The organism is Macrococcus sp. DPC7161 (assembly GCF_004117835.1).
In the GTDB taxonomy this organism is placed as follows: domain Bacteria; phylum Bacillota; class Bacilli; order Staphylococcales; family Staphylococcaceae; genus SDSC01.
In genome coordinates this window covers 463674-486806 of record NZ_SDSC01000001.1, presented here as the reverse complement: position 1 = coordinate 486806, position 23133 = coordinate 463674, and the positions used below count along the sequence as shown (strand labels likewise).

Sequence of the window (23133 nt, the reverse complement as noted above, 5' to 3'; positions counted from 1 at the left end):
TTACTATTTAAATTAATCATTTTCGTCATTAGATACCTATAAAAATCGCCTAAAAACACGCACTTCTTTCTCATCTCTATTACCATAAATTGTACTAAAACGTTCAATTGTCCATGGTTCCCAAAATGTCTGACCTTGTTTATTAAAAATATATGTATCATCAAGTGCATAACTTGCATGTGTTAAAGAATCCTCATGATAAAAACAAATCACATCTCCAGATTGAAACGAATCTTCAACTTGTTGGTAACCAAGGCGATCTAAATAAAATAAAAATGTTGCTTGATGCATCCAATGATTTAAAATATATCGTTGCTTTGTTATCGCATATATTGTCGCTGATAAACAATTTGAACCATGTTCATTAGGCAACTTATTATGCAACTTCACTAAATGTGGAAATTGTTGAAATGCATCCACTTTCGTATCACTGAGATCGTCGTCAAATTGATGAATAAATGCTTGTTGTACCTCATTGCTAAGCCTTCTCCAATAATTTGAAGTTACTAAATGATTGTCATGTATCATTTCATAGCCACTTTGAATCATCTCTACCTTTATTGCATTTCTCAATTCATCATTTAAAGATTCATACCAGCCAGGTTCTGCAACAATCACATAATCATAACTAAGCGCCCAAGTTTGATGTTGTGAATTATGAATTACATTTGATAAACTACTATTTTTCTTAAAATCTTCTTTAGGTACGACAATAGTATTTAATAACTTATCACGATGTTTATCGAAGAATGCAATTGATATAAAGAAAAGGTCAAACTTAAACGTTAAATTCCTCATGACAACAACCGCCCCACTCTAAAAAGTAATATAGTATAATATTTTATTATACAGAAAATTCTTACAAAAGGTGACAAGATGTTAAAACAAATATATGAAATATCAGAAACAATTAAATCCTTACTACTGTTAGCTGATCCATCGAATGAAATGATTAATCGATATATAAAACATAGTTTAATATTTGTATTAGAAATTGATAAGGAAGCTGCTGGCGTTATTGTGCTCAATGAGCTAAATAATACTACCATTGAAATTATGAATATTGCAGTAAAGGAGAACCATCAAGGCAATGGATATGGTAAATTAATGCTTAAAGAAGCTGAGATAATTGCAAAATCATTAGGATATCATCGATTAAAAATAGCTACAGCAAATTCTAGTTTGAATCAACTTGCACTATATCAAAAATGTGGATTTAGGATGGAAGAAATAGAAAAAGACTTCTTTATCAATGAGTATAAAGAAGTCATTATGGAAAATGGCATAAGAGCTATGGATAAAGTGATACTAATAAAAATAATATAATGTACAAAGTAAAATCGTATATAAGACACACATTAAAAAATTGACTATGTCGACCTTCTAATAATCAACTTAGAAGGCAACTCTTCCGATTTTGCTGTGTCAGTGAGAATTAAATCCACACTACGCTCCCCCATTTCAGCGAGTGGTAGATCAATGCTCGTAATATCATTGATTAGTGATAATTCTCCATTTTCATAAGATATAAGCGCAATGTCTTCTGGTACTTTTATCCCTCTATTTTGAAATTCAGCATAAATACCGGCACAATGTGCATCGTTCGTCACAATGATTGCATCAGGTAATGTTGATTGATTCAAAATATTTTGTGCAAGTGACTTCCCTTCCATCAAAGATAGTCCACTAACATAAACAAACGCTTTGTATTGCATATTTTTGGGTAAAGTAGCATATGCTTTAGCACGTGCATTTGCACTAAAACCATTTTTTCTATGCACAGAGTATCCAATTTTTTTATATCCTTCTTGCACAAGATAATCTAATGCCTTTTTCATTGCTTTATATTGATCAATAAACACATAAGGCAAATAATCATTTTTCTCCATCAATACAATAGGACCATATTGTTCATAACTGCATATCGTCTCAATAGATAATTCTTTCGTAATAAAAATAATCCCATCAATCGAACGATGCTTTAACATATCCAATACTTTAAGTTCTTCAGGTTCTTCGTAATGTGTTTCAATTACAATAATATGATAAGCATACTTTGAAGCTTGCTTTATTGCACCTTCTAATATTCTTAAATAATATGGATTCGTAATCCAAGGAAAAACAACAGCAATTACACGACTTTTACCAAGTGATAGATTCACAGCAAGATGATTTGGAATATAATTTAACGCTTCCATTGCAGATAACACCTTTAACTTCTTCTCATTAGAAACATAAGGATAATCATTCAACACCCTAGAAACTGTAGAGACAGAAACCCCTGCATGCTTTGCAATATCACGAATATTTGCCATTTCTAACATTTCCCCCTTGCATTGAAACTCGTTTCATAAATTACAATCAAATCAAGGAAGAGGTGATTGTAATGAATGGAGTATTAGCTTTAATATCATTATGTGTAATTGAACTCCTTGTTGTTAGTATTGTACCAAAAGTTGAAGACAAATATTAATATTGCCCTACTTTTAAAGTAAAGTGTTTCAAGTATTAGAGTAAGACAAACTCAGTTATTAAATTGAGTTTGTTTTTTGTTAAGAGGACAATTCCCCCTTCTGCTTCACCCACTGTCCCTATTGATTTGGTTTTTAAAATCATTAATTAACTCAAAGGTTTACATAATAATGTTATAAAATTTTATATTGAAAGAGTTCACAAAAAAAGCGCAACATCTAAAAATGACGTTGCACAAACTATCTAAAACAAAATTTTTAATGCATCCGATAAAATGATTTGAGGAAATTTTCGCGTTTCGATTATAGTCGAAATGAGTTATTCAATCAACATGTTTCGTAAACATCAATAATTGTTACACAAATGGTTATAGATAATTTAAACTTACAATACCTATTACAATGTTTTAAAATGCAATACTACCGGTAAGTTTACATAATAATGTTATTCATCGTTCAATAATAAAAAATCACTATTTATAATCTATTTCAAAATTTTCCCTCAAAATAAATTCAATATGTTCTGAAAGCATGTCATATCTTTCAAATCGATGAACTCTAAAATACAAACATTTCAAAAATCCCTCTATATTCTTCTTTGTTCTATAATATATGAGTCCTTCTGGCTTTAAATCTAATAAATCATCATTCATATCATTCAACCATATAATCAATTCATTAATGCCTAAACCTTTATTTAATAATGCATCTACAATAAATACTAAACGCTCTTCTTCATCATCTATATACGGCATATCACCATTAAGCTTAAATAAGTTTCTTTTAAGTCCAAACAAGAAAAACTGTGCATAATCATATTCATAAAACCTTGACTCAATTAATACAGTCGCTAAATCAGCGGCATGAGCAATACTATGTGCCCAACCTTTTTCATTAACATAACCTCGGATATCAATTTCTTTAATAAAGTAATCAAAGAATGATTTAAACAAATAATTACTAAGAGATTCTGTAAGAAAATTTAATGCTTCATCCCTTTTAATAATACCAACCAAAACTAAGAGACTAAAACTCCTTAAAAATATAGTATCATCATCTTTATTACCAATGCCTACAAATAAATTTTGAATCAATCTCTCAGTGATTTCTATCAAATACTCATCTTCTAATTGATGTTTTAAAATAAGATTCATCAATTTAGGATAAGCATTTTCATCTCTAATAAAACTATCCGTATTTCCAAGATCCAATAGTAATTGATTTATATATAACATTAACTGGCTTTCATTATTTAACTGAGCTTCAAAATTTTCATACATTTATAATTACTTCCTTACTCCAATAATTTGTTCTAACTTATGCTGAATAAGATGAATGAACATTAGCATATAAAGAATAGCAAAAAGCGGTGAATAAAATGTCCACCAAGCACTGCCAATATTCATAAAGTGATAACCTACTAAAGAGCTCAATTCGTTCATTATTGGTTTCTCTATATATAGACATGCTGGACCATAACAAACATCAGTGCCACCAAAATATAATTTGAAGAAAGCCAAATGTGTTATAACAATTATCGTTTGAAACATCATTCGACAAGCGACAATCGTATACTGCTGCCACATATTAGGCAGAATATGCTTTAAAAAAATATAAAAATTTGATGGCGTCATCGTTTTAGCACTATCAATATATAATTTTTGTAATTCAAGTTTAGTAACATCGATAATAAGTGTTATTGTAATTGGTATTGTTAGTAAAACAAGAACAAGTACAAAGTAAAACATCCTAAATTCTATAGTTGTTTTAAAATGATCAATAGGCTCATAAATCATTGGATATAACAAAATATACGCAATAATAGACTGTGGAATAAATATAAAAGGATTAGAAATAGATTTAATGATACTCAAATTTTGAAACTTCATCGCAACAAATGTACCAAAAACAATTGAAAAAAGCATAACGATGAAAGTAACCAAAAAAATAATTAAAAATGTAGTTTTATATCCTTCTAATACCACAAATAACATCTGATTGCCATTTCTATCAACACCAAATATCGTATCCAAAGAAGGCGGAAAAGGTGCACTATCAATCATTTCACCATTTTTATAATGAAATTTAATAGTTTGAGGTGTTATCTTCAATATATCAAAATATATTAAACTAATTACAAAAGGGATTACTAAAAGAAAAAAATAAACAATAACTTTTTTCATTATATTTTCACCCCCGTCATTTGCTCAACAAATCGATTGATTAACCAAAAGACAATAGAAATTGGCAAAAATAACAAAATAAACGAAACAATTAATACTTCAGGAGAATGATATTCGAAAATAAAAACAGAAACACCAAAAATATTCATTATTCTCTCAAGGAATAATGTACTGGATAAAGTCATCCAAATGATCTGTTTAAAGTTAATACAATAACCTATAATGATATTTCTAAAGATGTGCTGAAAATATACTTCAGTATGATTAAGCCCTTTCGAAAAAGCAAAATCTATATATGTTGAATTTGATTCTTTTTCAGTTAATTGTTCAAATAAATTTATCGTATTGAGTAATGGAATAATAGATAATAGTAACATTGGAAATAAAACTGTACTCTTTTCAGAAGTACTCGCAACATCGAAAAGGAGAATATTTGTTTCTTTATAAATAATAATCACAATAGTAATCATAATAGGAATATAAAAAATATCAGGAATTATTCCAAGTAGTTGAAACACCTTAGCAAAAATTATTTTCAACTTTGAAAAACGATATAAAAATAATGAAAAACAAATAGAAAAAAATAAAGCAATTAAAATAGATCCAAATAAAATGGACATTGTATTTAGCCATGGTTCAAAAATAAATGGAAAAATCGCATATTCAACACCTGACTTTTGATTAATAAAAACAATGCTAGATACATTCAATAATTTAATAAAAGTCGTTTGCAATACATTTAATAAGTTCATAAAATCAAAATGTTGATTAACAATAAGCGATGGTAAACAAGCAATCATATAAAAAACAATAAAATATATCAACAATTTCATCATTTTGTTCATAACATCTCTCCAATTACAACTTATTGATACATCAAAAACTACGCTTCAACCACTCTAACTTTTCTTCACTTAAAAGTGGTTTAGCCGCTTCAAAATCAATCCAATCTTTTTCTTCTACTTTTGATTTATTCATTTTAAACAATAAAATAATTAACGGATTTAAAATGGAAACACCTTTTTTAGTAATAAAAACCTCAGTAAGAGGGAATTTAATCCCTAAATTACGACGGTATAACCAATGATTATCTTGTGTTCTTCCTATTAAAATTTCAAAAAGAAAAGGTGTGTCCTCACCTTTTGACACCCAAATAGAAAAATCGTCTGTAACTTTATCGCTCATATAAAGTGGTGTCAGCACACCTTTATAAGCTTTATATAAACGATAACCATGTTCCATCAAAAAACTCATTAACATTGGAATATCTTTATCAAGCACACAAACATCTATATCCTTGTGATCGCGAACATACTTATCACAGAACAATTCAATACCATATCCTCCAGCAATACCGTATTGAACTTTAGCATCATCCATAACCTTTATTAGTTGGGATAACTCCATCGCTTCCCAATGATATATGTCTGTTCTAATCATCTCAATGCTTCCCATTCTTCTCTAAGCATGCCCATTTTAATAGAATCATAATATTCACCTTTTACTATTCTTGCTCGTCTTATTCTTGCTTCTTCTATCATGCCAACCTTAGCAGCTGATTTAATCATTCTATAATTTCCAGACCACGTAGTAAGTCCAATTCGATGTAATGTAGAATGTTCAAATATATAATCCACCCATAACTGAAGAGCGATTGTCCCAAGTCCTTTGCCCCAGTAATGTTTATTAAATATACAAATACCAATCTCCATCCAATTCGTCACTTCAGATTCCCAATAGGCATGAAGTGTACCTAAAAACTCACCATCGATTGTAATAACCATTTGTTTTGGTATCGATTCTAATAAATATGTAGGTTCAGTTTGCTTCTTAATAAATTCATCTTCAGTAATATCAGACTTCTTTCTAGGAAAGTATGGACCATTCCAATTATCAGATGCTTTTTCCTCATCAACATGTAGCCAGAAATACAAATCAGACAATAATTTTTCATTAGGTAATTCAATATTAATATTTGGCATTTAGTCCTCCTCAAATAAATATTCATTTGCTAAATGTTCCTTATGATAAATCGCCATCCCAGTTTTTAAACTTTTAAAGCCCATTTTTTTGTAAAAAGCTTCATTGCCAGTTGTTGAGATTAAATGAATACAAGATAAATGATTAAACTCATTTAATAATCGCTCTAAAATAGATTTCGCAATACCATTCCCTTGATATGCTTTATGCACTACAACATCATAAATAGCAGCATTAAACACGCCACTGACAATGCACGAGCAAATCCAATAACTTTATGATCATCATATGCAAAAACATAATGCGTACTTGCTGTGAATAATTTTTGTACAATATCCTTGTGATGACCTAGCCATCCAACGGAGTGATAAACCTCAACGATGGCATCAATATCAAGTTCATTAAATTCTGTTTTAAATTGAATAGTCATGTTATCTACTCCCCAATATATTGCTTAATCATAAAAGTGTCTTCAGGATATAACCAGTCTAATTCATTAAATTCTCTATTTGAAACCCATCTTATTTCATCAATCTCTTCATCCGGATCATTTATTATTAATTCACCTGAAATTACAGAGCAAAGGTAATAATCGACCTTCACTTGATAATTTTTTACTGACTTATCTTTAGATTCGATATATTTAAGTATTTTTACATCGTATCCTGTTTCTTCTAAAACTTCTCTTATACATGCTTGTTCACTAGTTTCATCTGTTTCTAAACCACCAGTAGGAATTGTCCACTTCTGTTCTGTTTTAGATTTTACAATTAATAATTTGGAGTTATCAATCACAATAGCGGATGCTCCGTGCCAATGAATCATATGTTCCTCCTTAAAATGCAATAATATTTATTTAGAACTACTACTTACAAATATTATAAATTAAATTCAGAATATTTAAAACACTCGGTTTTTATTGGTATAATATTAATAAATGATTGAAAGGATTTAATTATGATACGAAAACTAAAAGAAGATGATATCTTAAAACTAACAAAATTATTTAAAACTTTAGGCTATCCTATTGAATTGACAACAGATAAACACAGATTTATTAATTTATTAAATCACCCAGATTACCATATGTTAGTGATAGAAAAAGAGGATAGAATAATTGGTTTTTGTGGGATGTGCAAAATGCTTTTCTTTGAAAAGAATGGTTGTTACATGAGAATACTTGCATTTGTGATTGACGAAGATTATCAAAATCAAGGTTATGGAAAATTGCTTTTAGAAGAGTCTGAAAAACTAGCAAAAGATTTAACTTGTGATATTATCACATTGAATAGTGGTAATCGGAAAGAAAGAAATAATGCTCACAAATTTTATATAAATAATGGATATAGAATTAAAGCTTCAGGATTTGTAAAATCGTTATAACTTGGTAGTTAAATAAGTTATAACGATTTAAAAATTACTTAGATTAATATAACTTCACAACAATTATTAACTATAATAAATGCCCTAATACTGCAAAATATGAATTTGAATATGGAATAAAGTCGTCTCTTGTTATATTATGAATTTCATTTTTAGTAATACCGCTTCCTTGTAAAATAAAGTCTGGTTTCAAACAAAATTGAATAAAATCTTTTATATTCACACGAATCAAATCATCAACTTCATTATCATTAAATTTTATAGACGAAAGTATTTTTTGATTAACTTCACATATAAAGATATTAATAAACTCATTATCCAAATATTCATCATCTGCTAATGATTCAGGAATCATGCATAAAAGTTTTAATTGATTTGCTGAAATTAAAACACCTAATTCTTCTTCGATTTCTCTACAGCCATCTATAATTGTTTCATTTTCTAAAAGATGACCTCCAATAGTAATATCATATTTACCGACATAACTAGATACCGATTTACTTCTTTTTTGTAAGTAAATATTATCTTTATCAATGAATAAACATTGGAAAGTATGATGCCATTCTCCTAATTGATGTACTTTTTCTCGAGGTAAAGTCCCTTTCAACTCGCCATTCTCGTGATATATTTTAATCAGTTCAGCCATTTTGATACTCCGATCTTAAAATACTATAAATGTAACTATCTCTATATGAGTCATTGATTCTTTTATTTTGACGAAGTAACCCTTCACGTGTCATACCGATTTTTTCCATCACTTTATATGATGCTATATTTTCCACATCTGTTGAAGCAAAGATACGATTTAATTGATACGTATTAAACCCTAAATCCAATAAATAATTAGCCATATAAGTAGCTAAGCCTTTGCCACAATGTTCATGTGAAACGATGTAACCAATTTCTCCTTCATGATGCTTCAAGTTCAGTTGTAATAGACAAGCACCTATAATTTCATTATTTATCTCTAATACAAGGTACTTTAATCCTTCTCTCATTTGGTCCATCGTATCTAAAAACTTTTCCGCTTCTTCAAAAGTTGTAATCTTCCATGACTGATATTGATAACTACTTGGATGTGACAATAATTTAAATAACCCTTCATAATCGGATCTATTAAACGGGCGAATTTGATAAGACATAAAGTACCTCCGTATTAAAATTTATTAAATCGATTCATTTTCATTAATTACTTCATCAACAGTAAGAACCTTCACAACATTAGACCAATTCAATACTGACCCAACAAAATCAATAATATCTAGGCCTGGCATCTCATATGTTTCTGCATTATTAACAGTGCTACATGCATCTTCAACAACGGTGACTTTAAAGCCATGTTCATATGCTGCAATCGCATTAAACAATATACAATATTCCATGTTCAAACCAGCAATAAAGACTTCTTCTATTTCTTTTAATTTTAAGTAATTTATCAGATCAGAATTTTTGAATACACTTGGTTGGAGTTTCGCATAAAATATATCCCCTTGTGATTCAACGTAAGTGTCTAGCGGATTATGCTCTGGGTTTTCAAAGTCATTTAAATGTTCAACAACAATCACTTCATGACTTTTAGCTTTAAAATAATCAATTAAATCATAAACTTTTTTCTTTAGTTCATTGAAATCGCGTTGCTTTAGAAACTTATCTTGGAAATCAATCACTAATAATGCCTTCATTATGCTCCTCCAGATTTATATGATATTGAAAATATTTTTCTCCATTGTCATCTAATTTTTCACTTGTTTTGATAAAGCCCATGCTTTCAAAGAGTTTCTGTGATGCAATATTGTATTCAAACACTTTATTAACATTTAAATGTTTAAATTGATAAAACTCAGCTAAATGAATCAATAATAGAATAACTCGTTTCCCAATACCTTTATGATGAAACTGATCATCTCCGATAACTATAGGGTTCATCGTTTTACTTAGCGTCACATCTCCAATCGGATGCCAATGGTTATTCACATATACTTCTATAATATATACATGGCCTATAGTATTTAAATGTGTATACATTCGTTTAATTGTAGTTAAGTCATAACCAGAAACATGCTTGCCTTCCGATCCTATTAATACACGAGGATTATTGTACCATTGGTAAGCAAATATGAGATCTTTATCTATTTGGATACGTCTTAATCTAATTTTCATCTTTATTCAAATACAAATTCATCAATACAGCATGTTTGTATTCCCCATTGATTTTTGCGTAATTTTTAAAGTAACCAATTTCTTCAAAGCCATATTTTTCATACAGTTTTCTCGCTCGAATGTTGTCTTCAAATACTTCTAAACTAATGATTTCAACATGTTTTTCTTTCGCAAATGAAATCAACCCATTCATCAAACTTTGACTGACACCTTTTCCCCAATACCTTTTGTCCACTGAAATGGCTAATCGTACATGATGACTGATTCTTTTACGTCGATTCTCTAATATATTCCCAATACCTACCACTTTATCTTCGTCAATAGCTATAAGCATACAACTCTTTAATGATTGTTGTATTGCTGCGATAATCGTTTCTTCTTCAGAAACAGTGATTTCTAAGCCTTCAGCACCAAATAATAAGTTGTCAGTTTGTCCACCAACAATATTTAAATAATTTAAAATCATTACTGCATCATTTATCTCTGCCTGCCTAATTTCCATAAACATCCCCTCCGTATAATGAAATTTCCATCACAACTCAATCCAAAAACGTCTACTTTTAACCCCTTCAAAACCAGGTTCTTTTTGTATATATGGCGTATCTTCAACACCACCATTATTCATTATCACTTTACTAGAACCAATATTATCTTCATCACACGTTACTAATACTTTATCTAATCCAAGCGTTTTACAATAATCTAATGCAGTAGCAAGAATTTTGGTAGCGTAACCTTGTTTACGATAAGACTTCCCAACACCATAACCAATATGACCACCAGTTTTAATCATCTGCTCATTCAGATGATGTCTTATATTAGCAGCACCTACAATTACACCATCAACAAAATAGAATAAAGTTGTATTAGGAATCCACTCTGCATCAAACTTTCTAACATCTAATTTTTGGACCATATCTTCAAAACTAAGATAACGACTAAAATTAGTTGCCGAAGGTACAATAGCATCAAGATCATCCCATTCATTTAAATATGCTTTGAAAGCAACTTCATCCTCTAAAGTCAATTCTCTAAATTCATTCAATGCAATTACCTCCTTATATATCGAAAACCAATTTAAAAATTTGATTTTCAACAGTCAATTCAAGTAATTTGACTGTTGAAAAATTAAATTAGGTGAATATTACAATTAAAAAATAATATTTCTAAATCAATTGTGTCACGGGAAACACTAAGTTTTCAGTGAGATTTTCTTATATCTTTGATAAGCATTATCTTGATATTTATAAACCCATAAATGATCAACTTTAAATTTAGTTTCGAAAGATTTGAGATCCACCATTTCTTCCATTTGATGAAGTTCATTTAAACTCAATTTTTCATTAGATGATTTTGATAAATAACTTGTTTTACCAACCGTAATATGAGGTACGAAATAATCACTTTCAAAGTATTTTTTCTTGTCATTTAAACTAGGTTGGATCACATCATAAATATTATTATGTAATGAAATTAAGTTTTCTGAATAAACATTAATATAAAGTACCTCATTACCAAAATATGCAGTTCCACGAACACTCACTTCAAAACTATCGATAGTTTGAAGCACATGCCTTAAATCATCTATCCAAAGTTCATCAAGTGTTAAACCACTTTGAGCCTTCAATGTAATATGAGGCTCAACTCCTTTATTAGCCAAGAAACAATCTTGAATAGCACTTACAGCATTATAAATATCAACAGGAGGTACAATACCTATAAAATATTTACTCATATTAAATACCACCTTTTATCAAATCATCGTTCCCAAAAAATGCCATATACTCATCTGCATAGCTATTCAAGGGTATTTTATATAACGAACTATAAACCTCAAGAAACAAGTTTGTGATTTCTATCAATTTTTTCTCAATTTCTTTTTTATTATTTGCTATTTCATAAGTTGACAAGTATTTCATTTGAAATCCTTCATCTAAATCCTGGTAACGTTTAAATTGATGTAGCTTTTTATTCTCTTTTAAAATCTGAATTTCTAGAATGAATTCTTTCATAAGATGAGTATGAGATAATGCTCCGATTAAATTATTTCGTTTCAACTCAATTAATGATTTTCTTAGCAAATAAAAATATTGAAATTTTATATTTGGAGTTATTCTATATGGCTGTTTATTTTCCCTAAATATTTTATCAAGCTCATATAATTTACCTTCAACTTTTTTTTGAGGATCATAAATCACTTTCCATAGCGGAGATTTCACCGATAATAAATCAACAGGCATTATTGATATGTCCATTTCTAAACCATTTTCAAAGAAAGGTATTAACAAGAATATTTCATCACCGAATTTTCCTTCATGGATAAAATTAGCTCCCATTTGTTTTAATACTTCGTATATATCATTTACGTATTTATCAATCGGTTTAGGTACAGCTACCATCAAGTCTATATCCGAATATTCATCATAATATCCTGTCACACCTGATCCTATTTGAACTATTCCTACTACACTTAAATCTTTAAACAAATTTATAACTTTATTAAAGTAATCTTGTCTTTCCTTTGAAGTATACATAATATCATCCCCTGATATTTCAATTTACTGTATAATATATACTATATAGAATATTCAGACAATATATTTTAAGATTTTAACTAATTATATTTTTTGGAGGTAATATGAACTCGAAAATACTAGTCAAAACATACAAATACGATAATTCATTGCATTATGCATGGGTGTCTGAACGAATAATTGAAAACGAAGAATATATACTATTAAAATCAGCGCCACCTCGCAGATTATTCCATTTTTCTCGAAATGAAATATACGAATTTGATGATTATTCATTAGAATTTATTTCAAAAACAAAAGGGTATACAATTAACGTCGATATTAAAAGTACATCAAAAGAATTTTATTGCAACATCTGTGATAAACCTAAAATTGAAAATAATACTGTTACGTTAATAGATTTGGACATTGATTTAATAATTGATCAGAATTATAATGCATATTATGTTGACGAAGACGAATTTGAAATTAACAAAGTAAAATATAAATATCCGCCTGAAATAATTAATTCAGTTAATGAAATGAAAAGATATTTAATGGATATCTATACGAATAAGCAGTTTCCTTTTGATGGATTTTTTAACGAATTTATAAATAATATACAAAAATAAAACTACGATTCAATGAATCGTAGTTTTATGGTATTTTTCGATTTTATGTAACTCTGATATTACTAACTTTGTTGTAATTTCGTGATTAAACCAACTGTCTTTAAATACTTTTCGATCATCAATTACTGGTACAACTGATATTGGATGATTTTTAAAAATGTTTTCGTATGTAAGTTTTGCTCTTTTGGCATGATAGTTTTTACAAACGAGCACAATATTTTCATAAGCTATGTTCTTTTTACATAGAAGTTCAAAACTTTTTTCTGCATTTTCAAGTGTATTTGATGCCGTTTCTTCTAATAATATCTTTTCACTTGGAACACCTAATTGAACTAATATTTCTGATAAAAATCTAGCTTCAGTTTGTTGAATTTTTTCATTAAAATGGCCACTTACTACAATATACTTCACATTATATTTTTTAAATATTTCTGCAGCTTTTATTGCTAAAGCTTCTTGAGAACTTCCTGGTATTAATATCATATCTGGTTTTTTAATTTCATCTTCAATAAAAATAAATTCACTAATTCTTTTTTCGTTATACCATTCATTTTTATAAAATATCATGCTTTCCTCGCTCTAATTACGATAAACGGCGGTCTATTATTAACTTTTTGGATTTTCTGCTCATCCCATTGCTCAATAGATAATCGCGTGTTCCCAGTGTCTTGTACGCGTTCGATTACGAATTGATTATCAATTAAAGTATTTATTAATGTGCCTATTGTACGATGATATTTGACGACATTAGTATTTAACCATTCTATTGTTCTTTCACTTTCATCAAAGTAATGATCTAATTTGTAGTGATTATATTCATTTGGCTCATGATGCCATATTTCTTCTTGTTTAGTAGCCGTAGTAGCTGGATGTTCTGTTGAGAATAATAATACGCCATTGTCATTTAATAATTGATACATATGCTTTATTAACGTATCGTACTGCTCGATGTAATGGAACGCAAGGCTCGATACGATAACATCATATTTTTGATTTGTAGCATATGATAATGCATCTGTAACATGGAACGTTACTTTATCTGATTGAATTTGTGACTTTGCGTACTGAATCATATTATTCGATATATCTATACCTGTGATTGATTTAGGATTAAAATCTAGCATATAACCAATAAATTTACCCATGCCACAACCAACATCCAATACATCTTTGTCTTTAATATCTGGTAATAAATCTTGCATCACTGGGAATTCAATCAATTCGTTATAGCAAAATGGGTGATTCCTAATTTTTTCATAACCTTCGTAGAATTCTGGATTATCATATACATTTTGAGCCATGTTCGTTCTCCTTATTTGGGTTTGTTATGATTGGTAGTTAATGTAATCAATAAATAATGTTTTAATATCATATCATTAACACAGAAAAAGTGCACATTTGTTCTGTGCACTTTTAATCGTATTATAAACCTTTAACTAAAATTGAAACTGACATCAAAATCAAAATTGATGTTAGTATGATCTTACTTCTATTTGTGAAATGTTCTGAAATCATTATTAATACAGACCATAATACCATTATGATAGGAAGTACAATATTTAAAGGTGTATTTAAAAATAGTTTACATAATATTGTTATTATGAAAAATGCAGTACAGAAAAGATATATCATATTATTTTTTATTTTCAGTTACCTCGTGATTGTTAAATTTGATTGTAGGTTCTAATTTGTAAATAACAGCATAATGATTACTGGAATTAACGGAAATACAACCAGCATAAACATAATGAACCACGAAACTGGTCTTGCCATATTCAGTGTCATTCCAAAATCAGATTGTTTTGGGACCCATACGTTATTATCCTCTTTATTGTAGTAGAACAAGCCCCATACATAGTTATCATCGTTATAATAAGGTGCTTTATCTGTTTCATGAACAGCCATTCTAAACTTTTTATCTTCGTTAACTTGCATGATGATTCCTATAATACCCACTAATATCATAATAACCAAAAGTGCATTAATGATAGTGTTCGGCAAATAATCTTTGCCGTAAATTATAGGTCTTATAAGTATTAAGATGAATAATATTGTCATTGCAAATGATATAACATGGACCACCAATTGATTTAAAAACTTCGTTTGTTTACTATGTTCAACGGATGCTTTTTTGTTTGCTGGATTGATTGTTGAGTTGAAAAAGCTAACGCCTTTTGAACTTCCCCATAATATTCCTAACATCACGATACCGATAATACCAATTTCAAATACCGTCCATATATTTTTTTCACTATATCCATCAGCTTTTCCATTTATTCCCCAGTGTGTTGCAATGGTATTTGGGATTTTATCATAATTGATTGCTACAAATATCATTGCAATAATATATGCAATAAGTTGAATAAGAAATAAATAATCAGGCAACTTATTATCTTCTGTGATTAATGATGTATCTGTCGCTTTAACGACTTTAATGTCCTTCATCCAATTGAGTTGATGTTTTTTTGTTTTTAGTAAATCATGTGCATTTTTAAATGCGATAATGCCTCCAATAATGATGAGATGTAGGATAATGATAAACGCTAGTAGCATGATATTTTTACTAGCAAATAGCGAGATGACTATAAATATAAGTGTACTTATGACTGCTAATAGAATGATTGAACGTTGATATTTTGCTTTTATTGTTTTTATGATGTCATGTTCAACAAAGGCATCTGGTACAAATACACTAAACAATACATTTCTTCTTGTAAATCTTGAACTAATGAGAAACATGAGTGCTGTAAAGAACAACGACACTGATAAAAATACGATTTCCATTTTATTTCACCTCGTATAGTTTTTGTATTAATTGATTGATATCGAATTGTTTACAAGCCGCTTCATCAATAATCGGTTTTAATCGATCTAATAAAGCATTCATATCATCTTCAGTTCCCTTCTTCAATGCATCTGGATGTATGATAGCCCCTGATTTCGGCTGTACTTGAATGAGTTGCTTCTCTTCAAGATAGTGATATGCTTTATTAACAGTGTGCATATTGATTTGTAAGCTACGTGCTAATGCCCGACCTGATGGTAAAGTGTCGTAAGGCTTAATTTCTCCAATAGCAATATAATGAATGACTTGATTTGCAAGTTGTAGATAGACAGGTACTTCACTTTGTTCATCAATTTCTAAATACATCATTCCACCTCCTCTGTTATATTAATAGTAGAACAGAATTTTTTACAAAAAAATTTGAATGCATCGCCTTTTTATAAATATTTAGCGTATTAACAAAATAACAACAATCTGTTATATATTCATTATAACAGATTGTTGTTATTTTACAACTTTATTAAAATTATCATTGCACATGATATTAAGAAACCATGATATTAAGAAACATTGTTTTTATGGTTATTATTTAGGTTCTGATTTAATGTTTGACTTCCCATATAAGCTGGACATATAACATACACTGCCAATAAATACGATTATAGCCATCACAATACTCATTGCGTATGGATTGAAGTATGCACCTAATATGATTGCAAATTTACTCAATAAGTCTGAACTATTAAATCCTAATGATGAAAATGCCCCATATGCACCTCTTTGATCTGCAGGTATTAAATCGAGCTCTTCAGCATTTTTAATCGGTGCATAAAACAATTCTCCTAATGTAGCGATGACCATTGCTACTAGTATTAATAAAATGTGATTTGCAGAAGTTAATACTGTGTATCCTATCCCATATACTATTAAACCCAATAACATCGCATGTCTTACTTTCATCTTGTTCGCTAATTTTCCAATAGCAAATGTACATGTTACGACCATTAAAGTATTGATGATATTAATGGTTGAGAACATCCTAACACCGGTCATTTCAAATCCAAAAATATGGATTGTTTTAAATGTTTCGCTTAATCTTACTGCAATATAACTACTTGTACAAAGTTCAGCATACATAATACAAATTGATCCAAGTACAAAGATGACATACTGTTTATTCTTTAGTACAAGTTGATAACTATGTAGTAAATCTTTAATTACATTTTTATGTACTTTCTCACGTAAAACGGTTAAATGGTCTTCTAAAAAGATTGTATAAACGATTGCTATTATCAATGTTGTTAATCCTAATAAAATAAATAATGCAAGTTGGTGATCATGATAAAATAATCCACCAATAGCTGCCCCTAAAGCTAAGGACAAATTGATTAGCCAATAGTCTAATTGGTACACTAATTTTTTATTTTCACTCGTAGCAGCATCTTGTACAATTGCCCTTAAAGCCGGTCTTCTAAATTGTCCTACCGTCAGAATTGCAATAAAACAACATAGAAACAAAACTATCCATGATTGATAAATACTCAAAGCCATAAAAAAGATAAATAACGCTTCTGAATAAGTCGCTATTAGTATGAGCTTTTTTCTTGGTACCATATCACACACATATCCTGCAATGATATTAAGTACGAATGACAATAAAACAGTTAACGATAAAAATGTGCCTGCGAAAGTTTTATTCATCATTTCTGTTAAATAGAGTGCCATAAATGGCCATACAGCACTTGAAGCGATTCTATTTACAAATGATCCCCAGAGTCTTATATGAATATTTACAGGTAAATCTTTAATTTTCATTGCAATCCCTCCTTTATTAACTTAAGTTTAATATAGACATCTATATTAAAAAATGGACAAAATAAATAATTTGTCCACTTTTAGGGAGGGATAATTTTTTGGATAAGTTTTTACTACACCTCTATCAGTTAAGGCACAAATCACTGTCTCAAAAAGAAATCAGTGAAAGATTACAAATCAGTCAAAAACAGTTGGCTAGGAAATTAAAAATTTGGCAATCAAATGGTGTCATCACATATCAAAGTGGTAAAGGACGAGGAAATAAAACAGAAATAACATTTAAAGAAGATATTGAAAAAGATTACTTTAAACAATTCATCAAACAATTTAATCATGATAAAACTGAAACTTTAATCCCATATTTAACTTGGCAATGGTCGCCAATCATCAAACAAAAAGTGGTTTCAAAACTGAACGAGAAATTAGGTATTCAAAGTAATAAACAACAAACAAAACTTACAATTACAAAACGACATCGCCTGTACACCATCAAACCACTTGAAGCCCTTGATGCAAAATCTGCTAGTGTCGCTGGTAGTATTTATAATAGACTGATTAAAATAGATGAACATGGTACTATTCACTATGAATTGGCACATCATATTGAACAATTTGAAGGTTATATCATAGTTTACTTAAGACCCAATGTATACTTTCACGATGGTTCTATTTTAACAAGTGATGATGTCGTTCATAGTTTTAATCAAGCAAAAGCGCATTACAATACTAGAGATTTATTTGAACAAATCACTGATTTATACGCTATCACTCCGCTTCAAGTAAAAATTTGTTATCAAAATTGTCCACACATCATTTATTTATTGAGTTACGTTACATTGAGTATTTTTAAAGAAACAGAAAATAAAATGATCGGAACAGGTCCATACTTTATTAGGCAAGATAATGCAAACGCAACGATATTGAAACGCTTCGATCAATATTTTGGTTATAGTCCATTTATTGATGAAATTGAAATGATTCACATGCCAGATGATTATCAAATGATTATCGGTAATCCCGAAAGCCCTTTATCAAAAATAAAAAGAACACTTGGTTTTTATTACTTATGTAAACATCCTGATTCTAAATTAAGTTTAGAACAAATTCATTATCTTCAAGCGATTTTCTTAAAACATCTAGATGCATTTGGTGAAAGTCATCATCGTGCTAGCATTTTGTATAATTCAAATTATCCAAATCGTAATTTAGATAATTTGACTGTTCCAAAATTCAATCTTCCCATTCGTATAGATGCTGCTGGTAAATTTAATACATCACTAGAAACCATTGAAACATTGTTGAATTGTTATAATATTCAAGTAGAATTTAATAGCATCCCTTTTGAACATGTGATGCAACGTAATGCACATTTATCGGGTGATTTTTATTATTTTGGTGAATTTTTAGACATCCCTGAAACGCTCAGTTATTATTTATTTATATTTTCTCAAATCTCATCAATCCATCCATTAATTTCAAGATACAAAAAATTAATGGCGTACAAAACACAATATTTAAATACAGCTTTTGAAAATTGGCCAACATTGAACCAACAAATAGATCATATGTTGTACGATCAAGGTATATTGTTTCCTTTATTTAATAAAGAAGTTGAATTAACCTATGATGCACATCTACAAAATGTAATCATTAATCCAATGGGTTTTATCAATTTCCATGAATTATGGTTAAAAAAGTGATAGAGACAATAAAAAAAGCATTTTCTTAAAAAATTAAGAAAATGCTTCTTTTATTGTTCATATCCATGATTATCATATTTTTTCTCGTGATATGTACCATTTATTAAATCTTGAAACATATCTCTAACATTCATTTTAAGTTGTTTTTCTGCTAAAAACATTGCAAAATCAATTTCACGATTGTTTTGTCGAATTGCATTTATATTATTGGTCATTTTCCATAATGCATAGAACTTATGAAAGATAAGTTCCGGTAAAATCGATACATCGTTACATTGATAAGACAAATTGATAGATTCAACAGACTGTTCATATAATTTTGCGTATTCTTTTTTACTAATTAATACAGTCGCATAATTGAATTGCACTTTAATCAATAAACACTTATCTACCATTTTGTTTTGTTGGTAACTGATCGCTTCGTTAAATTGATCACAAGCATTTTGATAATCGCCTCGTTGTCTGTAAATAATACCTAAAGTATTATATATATTAATACGCATTTCAACAGACAAGTAACCTTTGTTTTGTTCCATCAAATGATTAATGTCATCGATGATATCCGCCTCATATAAATTATATTTTACAATAAGATGTAACCATTGAATGTAAATTTTATCTGCTGGTTTTAATAAATTTAAATCAATTGCACTTATTAAATTTTCAATTTTTTTGTATTCTTTAGTTACTAGCAATTGTTTATATATATCATATTCAATCGTTTCAAATGATGGTGATTGGTAATCATTCATCACCAATTGGTCTAAAGACAAATTTAATTTCTTAGCAATATCTATTAATAGTGAAGCGAGTGGTATCGTTTCGTTTTTTTCAATTTTACTAATCTGACTTTGCGTTGAAATACCCTTTGCCAGTTCTTTTTGCGTCATGCCTATTTCTTTACGTCTTTTTTTAATACTGTCCCCTAAAAGTTGCATTATATCGCCCCACTTTGTTTATCTATCGTTATTTTATCTTTTTAGTTAAATTGAATGCAAGTTGAAATATTCAATAAATTATTTATTATAATCATATTTATATATTTTATGAGTCATAAAAACAATATTTATGCTCGACTTCGCATTTTTATAATTATATACCGAATTACAATTGTAGTTTTTTCTGAAAAGTTTTATAATTAGAATACATAATTCAGAAAATAACTTTATTTGGTGGTCGCATGTTTTTAGAAATCATACAAAAATTAATTCATATTCTTGGCAACCAATTTGATCGCGTCATTTATTTTTTTCAAAATAGTTTTTCAAAACCAGAATACATTATTTATATTATTATAGGTTCGATTTTTATTTTAATGATTTTCATCTATAGTATTTTGTATTGGTTAGATCAACGAAAAATTGAACCCATTGATAAAGAACATAAAAAAAGCAGTACTGATGATTAAAATCAGTACTGCTTTTCATTTTATTGATGCATTGGCATACGCCCTTTAGGATCTTCTCCATATTTATTTGGACCTTTAGTACCATCTAATACTGTAAACACAAAGAATAAAATACCAATAACTAAAACAATTAATAATAATACTAAACCGATACCCAAATATTTCTCAATATCAATCGCAAGCATTACCCCAGCAACGATACCAATAATTGTTGTTAAAAATGAAGGTATCACTGAAAGTATACCAGGCAAATTAATATCTTGAAGACGTCTGGCCATTAATGTGAATTGTGGAATCAAGCATATTAATCCATATAGGTTCGTTAAACTGTCTCCTGGTTTAAATACTTGTTCCGTTGGGACATTAACTGATGAATTAATGATTGAACCAATAATGCTTAGAACAATACTAATGATGATATTAAATAATACTGCACCCCAATATTCCTTTCTTCTTGCTCTTCCACGAAATACAAATGCTTTTTTCCAAAATAATTTAAAAGCCTCAAATAAAGTAATATCTTGTTCCATGAAAACACCTCCAACTACAATGTTAACACGAAATAAATGTAATTAACCTTAATATAACCTTAAAATTACTATTTTGTTAAATAAATATAATTTCATCTTCATCATAATAATCAACAGCATTATCAACAAATACGTGTGTTTTTATGAAGTATTGTCGATCATCTTTTAAATTCACATTTTTAGTATCCATTTCAAATGAAATCGTTTCACCATTTTTAGGTTGCAAAGTCACTTGAGCAATCGGTTCATCAATAGTTGAAAATTCACTCGTTTCATCGTCGTTTTTAAAACTTTCAAATAGTGTAAGTTCTATATGATCAATATGTAGCCCTTCTAAATTTTCAAATGTGATGATGCCTTGAATTTGCTCACCAATATGATATTCTTTTTTATTTAATTTTGTATCTATTTTGGCATCACCAATACCGATTGATGCGATAATTTGTTTAAACATAAGCCCTCCTAAAATTGTATGTCTTTTTATTATGTTTATTTTCGCATATAATAGGATACATAACAAACGATGCACAATGTGCAGAATCTAAATCGATAGGAGCTTATTATGAAAGGATTATTTACCTTACTAAAAAAAGGTAGTAAATCATCATTAATCGCAGCATTAGTTAACTTTGTACTAGGTGCATTAAAGTTAGGTGCATATGTACTAACAGGTAACGTTGCAATGTTTGCTGAAATGATGCACTCGTTTGGTGATGCTGCCAACCAATTATTTGTCTTTGTAGGATCTGCTGTATCTAAAAAAGCACCCAATGAAAAATTTCCATTTGGTTATGGTCGTCTTGTAAATATTGTATGTTTATTTGCAGTTATTATTGTAGCTATTTTATCTTATGAAACAATATTAGAAGGTATTCATGGTATTATGAATCCACATCAACAAGATCCAAATACTATGCATTTCTTAATCAATATTGGTGTTTTATTAATTGGTGTTATTTTAGAAACTTCAGTATTATACAAAGCAGGACAAGAAGTTCTACATGAGTCGGGATTACCAACTGGAGGCATTCACCCTCTTACAACAAGTTTTGCGAACTTAAGCAAAGCAAAACCAGCTACTAAATTGGTTTTCATGGAAGATACAGTAGCAAGTAGTGGTGGTTTAATTGCATTAATCGCCGTTATTATTGCTCGATTTACTGGATTTGTTCAAATTGAAGGTATCGTTTCTGTTATCATTGGTTTAATGATGTTTTATGTAGTATTTAAAGTGTTTATGGAAAATGCAGCCGGAGCAATTGGACGTGCTGATGAAGAAATGGAAGTGAATGTATCTAAAATTATTTTAGAACACCCTGAAATCTCTGACATCAAACGTCTTGTTGTAATGAAAGAAGGAGAAGATAAACACATCGAAGTATTAGTTGAAATTATTAACCATGAATATAACCTTCGTGAACTTGCTGTAATTAAAAAAGATTTAACAACACGCTTACTACAGGAGTCACATGTAACAGACGTTAACATTGAAATTATGGAAGATGACGGCTTAGCTGATTGGGTTGGCGGAAATCAATCTTCTGTAAATAAAAATCACCTATAGGAGGAAATA

General features: G+C 29.2%; 32 protein-coding genes. 6 read left to right on the top strand and 26 right to left on the bottom strand.

The window, feature by feature from the left end; all coding sequences use genetic code 11:
• Window positions 1-36: 36 nt before the first annotated feature.
• Window positions 37-798 carry a hypothetical protein gene (locus ER639_RS02395; RefSeq protein ID WP_129064153.1) on the bottom strand — a complete coding sequence of 254 codons (762 nt, stop codon included), beginning with the start codon at window positions 796-798 and terminating at the stop codon, window positions 37-39.
• Window positions 799-876: 78 nt separating this feature from the next.
• On the opposite strand from ER639_RS02395, the gene ER639_RS02390 reads away from it, so the two are divergent.
• Window positions 877-1326, top strand: coding sequence for a GNAT family N-acetyltransferase (locus ER639_RS02390; protein WP_129064152.1), 450 nt, complete (start codon window positions 877-879; stop codon window positions 1324-1326).
• A 44-nt stretch (window positions 1327-1370) separates the two neighbouring features.
• On the opposite strand, the gene ER639_RS02385 is transcribed toward ER639_RS02390, so the two are convergent.
• The 9 genes from ER639_RS02385 to ER639_RS02350 all read right to left on the bottom strand — a co-directional run bounded on the left by ER639_RS02385 (window position 1371) and on the right by ER639_RS02350 (window position 7459).
• Window positions 1371-2324, bottom strand: coding sequence for a LacI family DNA-binding transcriptional regulator (locus ER639_RS02385; RefSeq protein WP_129064151.1), 954 nt, complete (start codon window positions 2322-2324; stop codon window positions 1371-1373).
• 620 nt (window positions 2325-2944) lie between these two features.
• Complete coding sequence (locus ER639_RS02380; protein WP_129064150.1) at window positions 2945-3751, bottom strand: DUF2785 domain-containing protein; 807 nt, start codon at window positions 3749-3751, stop codon at window positions 2945-2947.
• A gap of 6 nt (window positions 3752-3757) precedes the next feature.
• The gene (locus ER639_RS02375; RefSeq protein WP_129064149.1) at window positions 3758-4654 is read right to left on the bottom strand and encodes a hypothetical protein; all 897 of its coding nucleotides are present in this window, start codon (window positions 4652-4654) and stop codon (window positions 3758-3760) included.
• Entirely contained in the window at window positions 4654-5499 is an 846-nt protein-coding gene (locus ER639_RS02370) for a hypothetical protein (RefSeq protein ID WP_129064148.1), read from the bottom strand. The genes ER639_RS02375 and ER639_RS02370 overlap by 1 nt, the downstream gene beginning before the upstream one ends.
• Window positions 5500-5530: 31 nt before the next feature.
• On the bottom strand, window positions 5531-6094 hold the full coding sequence (locus ER639_RS02365; protein ID WP_129064147.1) for a nucleotidyltransferase domain-containing protein: 564 nt from the start codon (window positions 6092-6094) through the stop codon (window positions 5531-5533).
• Complete coding sequence (locus ER639_RS02360) at window positions 6091-6636, bottom strand: GNAT family N-acetyltransferase (protein WP_129064146.1); 546 nt, start codon at window positions 6634-6636, stop codon at window positions 6091-6093. The genes ER639_RS02365 and ER639_RS02360 overlap by 4 nt, the downstream gene beginning before the upstream one ends.
• Window positions 6637-6846: a GNAT family N-acetyltransferase gene (locus ER639_RS12545; RefSeq protein WP_368665655.1), complete on the bottom strand. Its 210-nt coding sequence runs from the start codon at window positions 6844-6846 to the stop codon at window positions 6637-6639.
• Entirely contained in the window at window positions 6846-7064 is a 219-nt protein-coding gene (locus tag ER639_RS12540) for a hypothetical protein (protein ID WP_368665654.1), read from the bottom strand. Before ER639_RS12540 ends, ER639_RS12545 begins: the two co-directional genes overlap by 1 nt.
• A gap of 5 nt (window positions 7065-7069) precedes the next feature.
• Complete coding sequence (locus ER639_RS02350; RefSeq protein ID WP_129064145.1) at window positions 7070-7459, bottom strand: NUDIX hydrolase; 390 nt, start codon at window positions 7457-7459, stop codon at window positions 7070-7072.
• Window positions 7460-7591: 132 nt separating this feature from the next.
• Here ER639_RS02350 and ER639_RS02345 point away from each other — a divergent pair, with 132 nt between their 5' ends.
• Entirely contained in the window at window positions 7592-8017 is a 426-nt protein-coding gene (locus ER639_RS02345; protein ID WP_129064144.1) for a GNAT family N-acetyltransferase, read from the top strand.
• Between the two features lie 70 nt (window positions 8018-8087).
• On the opposite strand, the gene ER639_RS02340 is transcribed toward ER639_RS02345, so the two are convergent.
• The 8 genes from ER639_RS02340 to ER639_RS02305 form a co-directional block, all read right to left on the bottom strand.
• Complete coding sequence (locus ER639_RS02340) at window positions 8088-8663, bottom strand: NUDIX hydrolase (protein WP_129064143.1); 576 nt, start codon at window positions 8661-8663, stop codon at window positions 8088-8090.
• A complete protein-coding gene (locus ER639_RS02335) occupies window positions 8656-9159 on the bottom strand; it encodes a GNAT family N-acetyltransferase (RefSeq protein ID WP_129064142.1) in 504 nt (167 codons plus the stop codon). The genes ER639_RS02340 and ER639_RS02335 overlap by 8 nt, the downstream gene beginning before the upstream one ends.
• A 24-nt stretch (window positions 9160-9183) precedes the next feature.
• Complete coding sequence (locus tag ER639_RS02330; RefSeq protein WP_129064141.1) at window positions 9184-9699, bottom strand: cysteine hydrolase family protein; 516 nt, start codon at window positions 9697-9699, stop codon at window positions 9184-9186.
• Window positions 9677-10177, bottom strand: coding sequence for a GNAT family N-acetyltransferase (locus ER639_RS02325; protein ID WP_129064140.1), 501 nt, complete (start codon window positions 10175-10177; stop codon window positions 9677-9679). Before ER639_RS02325 ends, ER639_RS02330 begins: the two co-directional genes overlap by 23 nt.
• Window positions 10167-10679: a GNAT family N-acetyltransferase gene (locus tag ER639_RS02320; protein ID WP_164993332.1), complete on the bottom strand. Its 513-nt coding sequence runs from the start codon at window positions 10677-10679 to the stop codon at window positions 10167-10169. Before ER639_RS02320 ends, ER639_RS02325 begins: the two co-directional genes overlap by 11 nt.
• 30 nt (window positions 10680-10709) lie before the next feature.
• Window positions 10710-11222, bottom strand: a complete 513-nt coding sequence (locus tag ER639_RS02315; RefSeq protein ID WP_129064138.1) for a GNAT family N-acetyltransferase — start codon at window positions 11220-11222, stop codon at window positions 10710-10712.
• Window positions 11223-11369: 147 nt separating this feature from the next.
• Window positions 11370-11912, bottom strand: a complete 543-nt coding sequence (locus tag ER639_RS02310; protein WP_129064137.1) for a 2'-5' RNA ligase family protein — start codon at window positions 11910-11912, stop codon at window positions 11370-11372.
• Window position 11913: 1 nt separating this feature from the next.
• The gene (locus ER639_RS02305) at window positions 11914-12711 is read right to left on the bottom strand and encodes a nucleotidyltransferase domain-containing protein (protein ID WP_129064136.1); all 798 of its coding nucleotides are present in this window, start codon (window positions 12709-12711) and stop codon (window positions 11914-11916) included.
• 104 nt (window positions 12712-12815) lie between these two features.
• Between ER639_RS02305 and ER639_RS02300 the strand changes: the two genes are divergently transcribed.
• Entirely contained in the window at window positions 12816-13322 is a 507-nt protein-coding gene (locus ER639_RS02300) for a DUF402 domain-containing protein (protein WP_129064135.1), read from the top strand.
• 9 nt (window positions 13323-13331) lie between these two features.
• Here the strand turns inward: ER639_RS02300 and ER639_RS02295 are convergent, their stop codons facing one another.
• From ER639_RS02295 to ER639_RS02275, 5 genes are all read right to left on the bottom strand, one after another.
• Window positions 13332-13889 carry a YdcF family protein gene (locus tag ER639_RS02295; protein ID WP_129064134.1) on the bottom strand — a complete coding sequence of 186 codons (558 nt, stop codon included), beginning with the start codon at window positions 13887-13889 and terminating at the stop codon, window positions 13332-13334.
• The gene (locus tag ER639_RS02290) at window positions 13886-14623 is read right to left on the bottom strand and encodes a class I SAM-dependent methyltransferase (RefSeq protein WP_129064133.1); all 738 of its coding nucleotides are present in this window, start codon (window positions 14621-14623) and stop codon (window positions 13886-13888) included. The genes ER639_RS02295 and ER639_RS02290 overlap by 4 nt, the downstream gene beginning before the upstream one ends.
• Window positions 14624-15005: 382 nt before the next feature.
• Complete coding sequence (locus ER639_RS02285; RefSeq protein WP_129064132.1) at window positions 15006-16106, bottom strand: DUF1648 domain-containing protein; 1101 nt, start codon at window positions 16104-16106, stop codon at window positions 15006-15008.
• Between the two features lies 1 nt (window position 16107).
• Window positions 16108-16473: a GntR family transcriptional regulator gene (locus tag ER639_RS02280; protein ID WP_129064131.1), complete on the bottom strand. Its 366-nt coding sequence runs from the start codon at window positions 16471-16473 to the stop codon at window positions 16108-16110.
• Between the two features lie 219 nt (window positions 16474-16692).
• Entirely contained in the window at window positions 16693-17922 is a 1230-nt protein-coding gene (locus ER639_RS02275; RefSeq protein WP_129064130.1) for an MDR family MFS transporter, read from the bottom strand.
• Between the two features lie 98 nt (window positions 17923-18020).
• Between ER639_RS02275 and ER639_RS02270 the strand changes: the two genes are divergently transcribed.
• Window positions 18021-19622 (top strand): ABC transporter substrate-binding protein, encoded by a 1602-nt coding sequence (locus ER639_RS02270; RefSeq protein WP_164993331.1) that lies wholly within the window; start codon window positions 18021-18023, stop codon window positions 19620-19622.
• 50 nt (window positions 19623-19672) lie between these two features.
• On the opposite strand, the gene ER639_RS02265 is transcribed toward ER639_RS02270, so the two are convergent.
• Window positions 19673-20560, bottom strand: a complete 888-nt coding sequence (locus tag ER639_RS02265) for a helix-turn-helix domain-containing protein (RefSeq protein ID WP_129064128.1) — start codon at window positions 20558-20560, stop codon at window positions 19673-19675.
• A gap of 242 nt (window positions 20561-20802) precedes the next feature.
• Here ER639_RS02265 and ER639_RS02260 point away from each other — a divergent pair, with 242 nt between their 5' ends.
• Window positions 20803-21030: a hypothetical protein gene (locus ER639_RS02260; protein ID WP_129064127.1), complete on the top strand. Its 228-nt coding sequence runs from the start codon at window positions 20803-20805 to the stop codon at window positions 21028-21030.
• A gap of 20 nt (window positions 21031-21050) precedes the next feature.
• Here the strand turns inward: ER639_RS02260 and ER639_RS02255 are convergent, their stop codons facing one another.
• Together ER639_RS02255 and ER639_RS02250 are read right to left on the bottom strand one after the other, a co-directional pair.
• Window positions 21051-21560 carry a DUF805 domain-containing protein gene (locus tag ER639_RS02255; RefSeq protein WP_129064126.1) on the bottom strand — a complete coding sequence of 170 codons (510 nt, stop codon included), beginning with the start codon at window positions 21558-21560 and terminating at the stop codon, window positions 21051-21053.
• A gap of 76 nt (window positions 21561-21636) precedes the next feature.
• A complete protein-coding gene (locus tag ER639_RS02250) occupies window positions 21637-22014 on the bottom strand; it encodes a sporulation protein (protein WP_129064125.1) in 378 nt (125 codons plus the stop codon).
• Window positions 22015-22122: 108 nt separating this feature from the next.
• On the opposite strand from ER639_RS02250, the gene ER639_RS02245 reads away from it, so the two are divergent.
• Entirely contained in the window at window positions 22123-23124 is a 1002-nt protein-coding gene (locus ER639_RS02245) for a cation diffusion facilitator family transporter (RefSeq protein ID WP_129064124.1), read from the top strand.
• Window positions 23125-23133 lie beyond the last annotated feature (9 nt).

Coding starts and splice junctions, on each gene's coding strand:
- ER639_RS02395 (WP_129064153.1), bottom strand. CDS start 798: ATGAGGAATTTAACGTTTAAGTTTGACCTTTTCTTTATATCAATTGCA.
- ER639_RS02390 (WP_129064152.1), top strand. CDS start 877: ATGTTAAAACAAATATATGAAATATCAGAAACAATTAAATCCTTACTA.
- ER639_RS02385 (WP_129064151.1), bottom strand. CDS start 2,324: ATGTTAGAAATGGCAAATATTCGTGATATTGCAAAGCATGCAGGGGTT.
- ER639_RS02380 (WP_129064150.1), bottom strand. CDS start 3,751: ATGTATGAAAATTTTGAAGCTCAGTTAAATAATGAAAGCCAGTTAATG.
- ER639_RS02375 (WP_129064149.1), bottom strand. CDS start 4,654: ATGAAAAAAGTTATTGTTTATTTTTTTCTTTTAGTAATCCCTTTTGTA.
- ER639_RS02370 (WP_129064148.1), bottom strand. CDS start 5,499: ATGAACAAAATGATGAAATTGTTGATATATTTTATTGTTTTTTATATG.
- ER639_RS02365 (WP_129064147.1), bottom strand. CDS start 6,094: ATGATTAGAACAGACATATATCATTGGGAAGCGATGGAGTTATCCCAA.
- ER639_RS02360 (WP_129064146.1), bottom strand. CDS start 6,636: ATGCCAAATATTAATATTGAATTACCTAATGAAAAATTATTGTCTGAT.
- ER639_RS12540 (WP_368665654.1), bottom strand. CDS start 7,064: ATGACTATTCAATTTAAAACAGAATTTAATGAACTTGATATTGATGCC.
- ER639_RS02350 (WP_129064145.1), bottom strand. CDS start 7,459: ATGATTCATTGGCACGGAGCATCCGCTATTGTGATTGATAACTCCAAA.
- ER639_RS02345 (WP_129064144.1), top strand. CDS start 7,592: ATGATACGAAAACTAAAAGAAGATGATATCTTAAAACTAACAAAATTA.
- ER639_RS02340 (WP_129064143.1), bottom strand. CDS start 8,663: ATGGCTGAACTGATTAAAATATATCACGAGAATGGCGAGTTGAAAGGG.
- ER639_RS02335 (WP_129064142.1), bottom strand. CDS start 9,159: ATGTCTTATCAAATTCGCCCGTTTAATAGATCCGATTATGAAGGGTTA.
- ER639_RS02330 (WP_129064141.1), bottom strand. CDS start 9,699: ATGAAGGCATTATTAGTGATTGATTTCCAAGATAAGTTTCTAAAGCAA.
- ER639_RS02325 (WP_129064140.1), bottom strand. CDS start 10,177: ATGAAAATTAGATTAAGACGTATCCAAATAGATAAAGATCTCATATTT.
- ER639_RS02320 (WP_164993332.1), bottom strand. CDS start 10,679: ATGGAAATTAGGCAGGCAGAGATAAATGATGCAGTAATGATTTTAAAT.
- ER639_RS02310 (WP_129064137.1), bottom strand. CDS start 11,912: ATGAGTAAATATTTTATAGGTATTGTACCTCCTGTTGATATTTATAAT.
- ER639_RS02305 (WP_129064136.1), bottom strand. CDS start 12,711: ATGTATACTTCAAAGGAAAGACAAGATTACTTTAATAAAGTTATAAAT.
- ER639_RS02300 (WP_129064135.1), top strand. CDS start 12,816: ATGAACTCGAAAATACTAGTCAAAACATACAAATACGATAATTCATTG.
- ER639_RS02295 (WP_129064134.1), bottom strand. CDS start 13,889: ATGATATTTTATAAAAATGAATGGTATAACGAAAAAAGAATTAGTGAA.
- ER639_RS02290 (WP_129064133.1), bottom strand. CDS start 14,623: ATGGCTCAAAATGTATATGATAATCCAGAATTCTACGAAGGTTATGAA.
- ER639_RS02285 (WP_129064132.1), bottom strand. CDS start 16,106: ATGGAAATCGTATTTTTATCAGTGTCGTTGTTCTTTACAGCACTCATG.
- ER639_RS02280 (WP_129064131.1), bottom strand. CDS start 16,473: ATGTATTTAGAAATTGATGAACAAAGTGAAGTACCTGTCTATCTACAA.
- ER639_RS02275 (WP_129064130.1), bottom strand. CDS start 17,922: ATGAAAATTAAAGATTTACCTGTAAATATTCATATAAGACTCTGGGGA.
- ER639_RS02265 (WP_129064128.1), bottom strand. CDS start 20,560: ATGCAACTTTTAGGGGACAGTATTAAAAAAAGACGTAAAGAAATAGGC.
- ER639_RS02260 (WP_129064127.1), top strand. CDS start 20,803: ATGTTTTTAGAAATCATACAAAAATTAATTCATATTCTTGGCAACCAA.
- ER639_RS02255 (WP_129064126.1), bottom strand. CDS start 21,560: ATGGAACAAGATATTACTTTATTTGAGGCTTTTAAATTATTTTGGAAA.
- ER639_RS02250 (WP_129064125.1), bottom strand. CDS start 22,014: ATGTTTAAACAAATTATCGCATCAATCGGTATTGGTGATGCCAAAATA.
- ER639_RS02245 (WP_129064124.1), top strand. CDS start 22,123: ATGAAAGGATTATTTACCTTACTAAAAAAAGGTAGTAAATCATCATTA.